We start from the raw sequence: 4038 nt of genomic DNA, 5'->3' as shown, positions 1-4038 counted from the left end.
CGCAGAAGCGATCGAGCGTCTGCTTGCTCTCGCTTTCGGTCGGTTCCACCAGCATGGCGCCATGTACGACCAGCGGGAAGTACATGGTCATGGGGTGGAAACCCTCATCGATCAGCGCCTTGGCGAAATCGAGCGTGGTGACGCCGGTATCCCTAAGGAAGCTGTCGTCAAAGAGCGCTTCGTGCATGGTGGGATAGTCGGGGAAGGGTACCGAAAAGATGTGCTGCAGGCGCGCCTTGATGTAATTCGCGTTCAGCACCGCATCCTGTGCCGCCTGGGCGAGGCCATCGCCGCCATGGCTGAGCATATAGGTCAGGGCGCGGACATACATGCCCATCTGGCCATGGAAGGCCGTGACGCGGCCGAGGGCTGAGCCCTCGATATGCTCGACGAACTCAAGCCCGCTCGCACCCTTGCGCACAAAGGGAACTGGCGCGAAGGGCGCCAGCGCCTCGGAGAGCACAACCGGACCTGCGCCCGGACCGCCTCCGCCATGGGGCGTGGAGAAGGTTTTGTGCAGGTTGATGTGCATGGCGTCGATGCCGAGATCGCCCGGACGGACAACGCCCATGATGGCGTTGAAATTGGCGCCATCGCAGTAGAAGAACGCGCCGGCATCGTGCACTGCCCGAGCAATCTCGATGACCTGGGGCTCGAAGAGGCCGCAGGTATTGGGATTGGTCAGCATGATCGCGGCAACTTCGGGCGACAGGGCCGCCTTGACCGCTTCCACATCGACCGTGCCGTCCGCCTTGGCGGGCACGGGTTTGACCGTGTAGCCGAGGAAAGCGGCGGTCGCCGGGTTCGTGCCGTGGGCGCTTTCGGGCACGAGGACGATGGTGCGGTGTGCTTGGCCCTTGGCTTCCTGCGCGGCCTTGATGGCCATCATGCCCAGGAGCTCACCATGCGCGCCGGCCTTTGGCGACAGGGCCACGGCGGCGGTATTGGTGAGGGTAAGCAGCCAGTGGCTGAGCTGGTTCATCATTTCCAGCGCGCCCTGCACGGTCGAAACCGGCTGCAGCGGGTGGATGTCTGAGAAGCCCGGTAGACGCGCCATTTTCTCGTTGAGGCGCGGATTGTGCTTCATCGTGCACGAACCGAGCGGATACATGCCGCTGTCGATCGAGTGGTTCATGCGCGACAGGCGCACATAGTGGCGCATCGCTTCCGGCTCGGTGAGACCGGCAAGATCGAGCTTGGTCTTGCGCTCGAAGCCGCCGAGGAAAGTGCCGTCGATTTTCACGTCGGGCAGATCGACACCGGAATGCTCGGTATCGCCGATTTCAAACAGCAGCGGCTCGTTGGGAATGAGCGCCGAGCCTGATGCGGCGGTGCTGCTGACGGAGCCCACGCCGGTGGGGCGGCCTTGCGTATTCATGCTCATTGCGCGTCCTCCTGGATGGCCGCGTGGAGGCACTCGGCCAGCATTTCGATGTCCGCGTGGGTGGTGAGTTCGGTCGCGGCAAGCACGATGAGGTTTTCGACCTCTGGATTGCCCGGCTCGAGCCGGCTGACCGGCACACCGGCCAGGACGCCTGCCTGGGCCAGCATCTCGACGACCGGGGCGGCAGGGATCGGCAGCCGGATGGTCATCTCGTTGAAGAAGCTCTTGTTGAGCAATTCGACGCCCGGCACGGTGCCGAGCATGCGGGCGAGTTTGACCGCGTTGTGGTGGTTCAGGCGGGCAAGGCGAGTGAAGCCCGCCTCGCCCAGCAGACCCATATGGATCGAGAAGGCGAGGGCGCAGAGCCCAGAATTGGTGCAGATATTGCTGGTCGCCTTTTCGCGGCGGATATGCTGCTCGCGCGTCGAGAGGGTCAGCACGAAGCCCCTGACGCCATCGGCATCGACAGTTTCGCCGCAAAGACGGCCCGGCATCTGGCGGATGAACTCTTTCCGCGTCGCCATCAGGCCGAGATAGGGGCCACCGAAATTGAGCGCATTGCCGATCGACTGACCTTCGGCCACGACGATATCGGCGCCAAGCGCGCCAGGAGCCTCAAGGAGGCCCAAAGAGACAACTTCCGTGACCACGACAATCAGCAGCGCGCCTTGGGCATGGGCGGCCTCGGCTGCGGATTTGAGATCGCGCAGGTGGCCGTAGAAGTCGGGGGTCTGGATGACGATGGCAGCGGTGTTGCCGTCGATCTGGCTCAGAATGTCGCCCTGGCCCTCGGGGGAGGGGGCGAGACAGACGAGGTCCGGATCGTCCTTGAGATAGGCTTTTACGACGTCACGATAATGCGGGTGGAGGCCGCCGGAGAGGACGATCTTGTTCTTTCGCGTCAGGCGGCGAGCCATGAGCACGGCTTCGGCGGTGCCGGTGGAGCCGTCATAGAGCGAGGCATTGGCGACATCCATGCCCATGATCTTGGCGACCTGGGTCTGGAATTCGAACAGCATCTGCAGGGTGCCCTGCGAGATTTCCGGCTGGTACGGCGTATAGGCGGTAAGCCATTCGGAACGCTGGATTAAATGATCGACCGTCGCCGGAACGTGGTGCCGATAGGCGCCGGCGCCGACGAAGAACGGGCCATCGCCGGCCGCGTGGTTCTTGCTCGCCAAGGCGCGCATATGGGCTTCGACGAGGAATTCCGGCTGGTGCGCGGGCAGGCCCAGGTCGAAGGATTTGAGGGTCGATTTTGGAACGGCGGAGAACAGGGCGTCGATATCGGCGGCGCCGATGACGCCGAGCATCTCGTCGCGCTCGTGGGCGGAGTGGGGAAGATAGCGCATGATCAGAGGGTCAGTTCCGCATAGCCGTCGGCATCGAGCAGGCCTTCGAGTTCGCTGGCATCGGTGATGGCGATCTTGAACATCCAGCCGGCAGCTTCCGGATCGGAGTTCACCAAGCCGGGCTCATTGGTTAGCAGACTGTTAACTTCGACGATCGTTCCGGTGACGGGCGCGTAGATTTCGGAGGCGGCTTTGACAGACTCAACGACAGCGGCCTCGTCACCCTTTTTGAGGGCCTTGCCGACGGCGGGAAGTTCGACGAAGACGATGTCGCCGAGCTGCTCCTGCGCATAGGGCGTGATGCCCACAATGCCGGTCGAACCCTCGACGCGGATATATTCGTGGTCGGGCGTGAATTTCGTGGTCATGGCGGGGCCTCAGACTGCTTTGCGGAAATAGCGATGGGGGACGAAGGGGGTCGGGGCGACTTCGGCCGGCTGCGAGCGGCCGCGAACCGAAACCTGGAGCTTGGTGCCGATGGTGGCAAAATCGGGCGGCACGAAGCCGAGGGCGATGGCCTTGCCGAGCGAGGGGGCAAACCCGCCGCTGGTGACGACGCCGATGACCTTGCCGGTAGCATCGAGAATTTCGGCGCCTTCGCGGGCCGGAGCGCCTTCAACGAGGAGACCGACACGCTTGCGGGAGAGTTTTCCGTCGCGCTCGGCGAGGATGCGCTGGGCGCCGGGGAAGTCAGCGGATTCGCGGCGGCGCTTGGAAACGGCGAAGCCGAGATCGGCTTCGATGGGCGAGACCGTCTCGTCGAGATCGTGCCCATAGAGCGGCAGGCCGGCTTCGAGGCGCAGGCTGTCGCGGGCGCCGAGGCCCATGGGCTTGACGCGCGGGTCGGTCAGCAGCTGGTCCCAGAGGGCGCCGGCCATGTTCTCGGGCGCGAGGATTTCAAAGCCGTCTTCGCCGGTATAGCCGGCGCGGGAAATGGTGACGGCAACGCCGTTCCAATCGAAGGTCCCGAACTGCATGAAGCCGAGATCGGCGGCCTGCGGGATGATCGCGGCCATAACGTTGACCGCTTCCGGGCCCTGGAGGGCGAGGAGGGCGCCGTCGTCGGCGCGCGCCAGCGCGGCCTTGTCGCCGGCGGCGGCAGCGATGCGGGCAAAGTCGCCGTCCTTGGTTCCGGCATTGACGACGATGAAGAGGGTGCCGGGCGTGGTCGTGCGGGCGATCATCAGGTCGTCGATTGCCCCGCCCTGGTCATTGAGAAGCAGGGTGTAGCGGATCTGGCCGGGTTTGAGATTGACAATGTCGCCGCAGATCAGCGGCTCGATGATGGCCGAGATCGCGGCG

At 64.3% G+C, this 4038-nt stretch carries 4 protein-coding genes; all 4 read right to left on the bottom strand.

Annotated elements, in window-relative coordinates; translation table 11 throughout:
* On the bottom strand, positions 1 to 1384 hold a 1384-nt coding region (gene gcvPB, locus J0I64_RS02730; protein ID WP_291406090.1), incomplete at its 3' end, for an aminomethyl-transferring glycine dehydrogenase subunit GcvPB.
* Positions 1381 to 2736, bottom strand: coding sequence for an aminomethyl-transferring glycine dehydrogenase subunit GcvPA (gene gcvPA / locus J0I64_RS02725; RefSeq protein WP_291406089.1), 1356 nt, complete (start codon positions 2734 to 2736; stop codon positions 1381 to 1383). The genes gcvPB and gcvPA, both read right to left, overlap by 4 nt.
* Positions 2737 to 2738: 2 nt before the next feature.
* A complete protein-coding gene (gcvH, locus tag J0I64_RS02720; RefSeq protein WP_291406088.1) occupies positions 2739 to 3104 on the bottom strand; it encodes a glycine cleavage system protein GcvH in 366 nt (121 codons plus the stop codon).
* Between the two features lie 9 nt (positions 3105 to 3113).
* Positions 3114 to 4038: glycine cleavage system aminomethyltransferase GcvT (gene gcvT, locus J0I64_RS02715; protein WP_291406087.1), on the bottom strand; the 925-nt coding region annotated here is incomplete at its 5' end.

It is taken from the genome of Devosia sp. (assembly GCF_017307565.1).
Lineage (GTDB): Bacteria > Pseudomonadota > Alphaproteobacteria > Rhizobiales > Devosiaceae > Devosia.
This window is presented reverse-complemented; position numbering and strand designations above follow the sequence as displayed.

Bases quoted from the DNA above. Each gene is read 5' to 3' on its own strand.
- gcvPA (WP_291406089.1), bottom strand. From the start codon at position 2,736: ATGCGCTATCTTCCCCACTCCGCCCACGAGCGCGACGAGATGCTCGGC.
- gcvH (WP_291406088.1), bottom strand. From the start codon at position 3,104: ATGACCACGAAATTCACGCCCGACCACGAATATATCCGCGTCGAGGGT.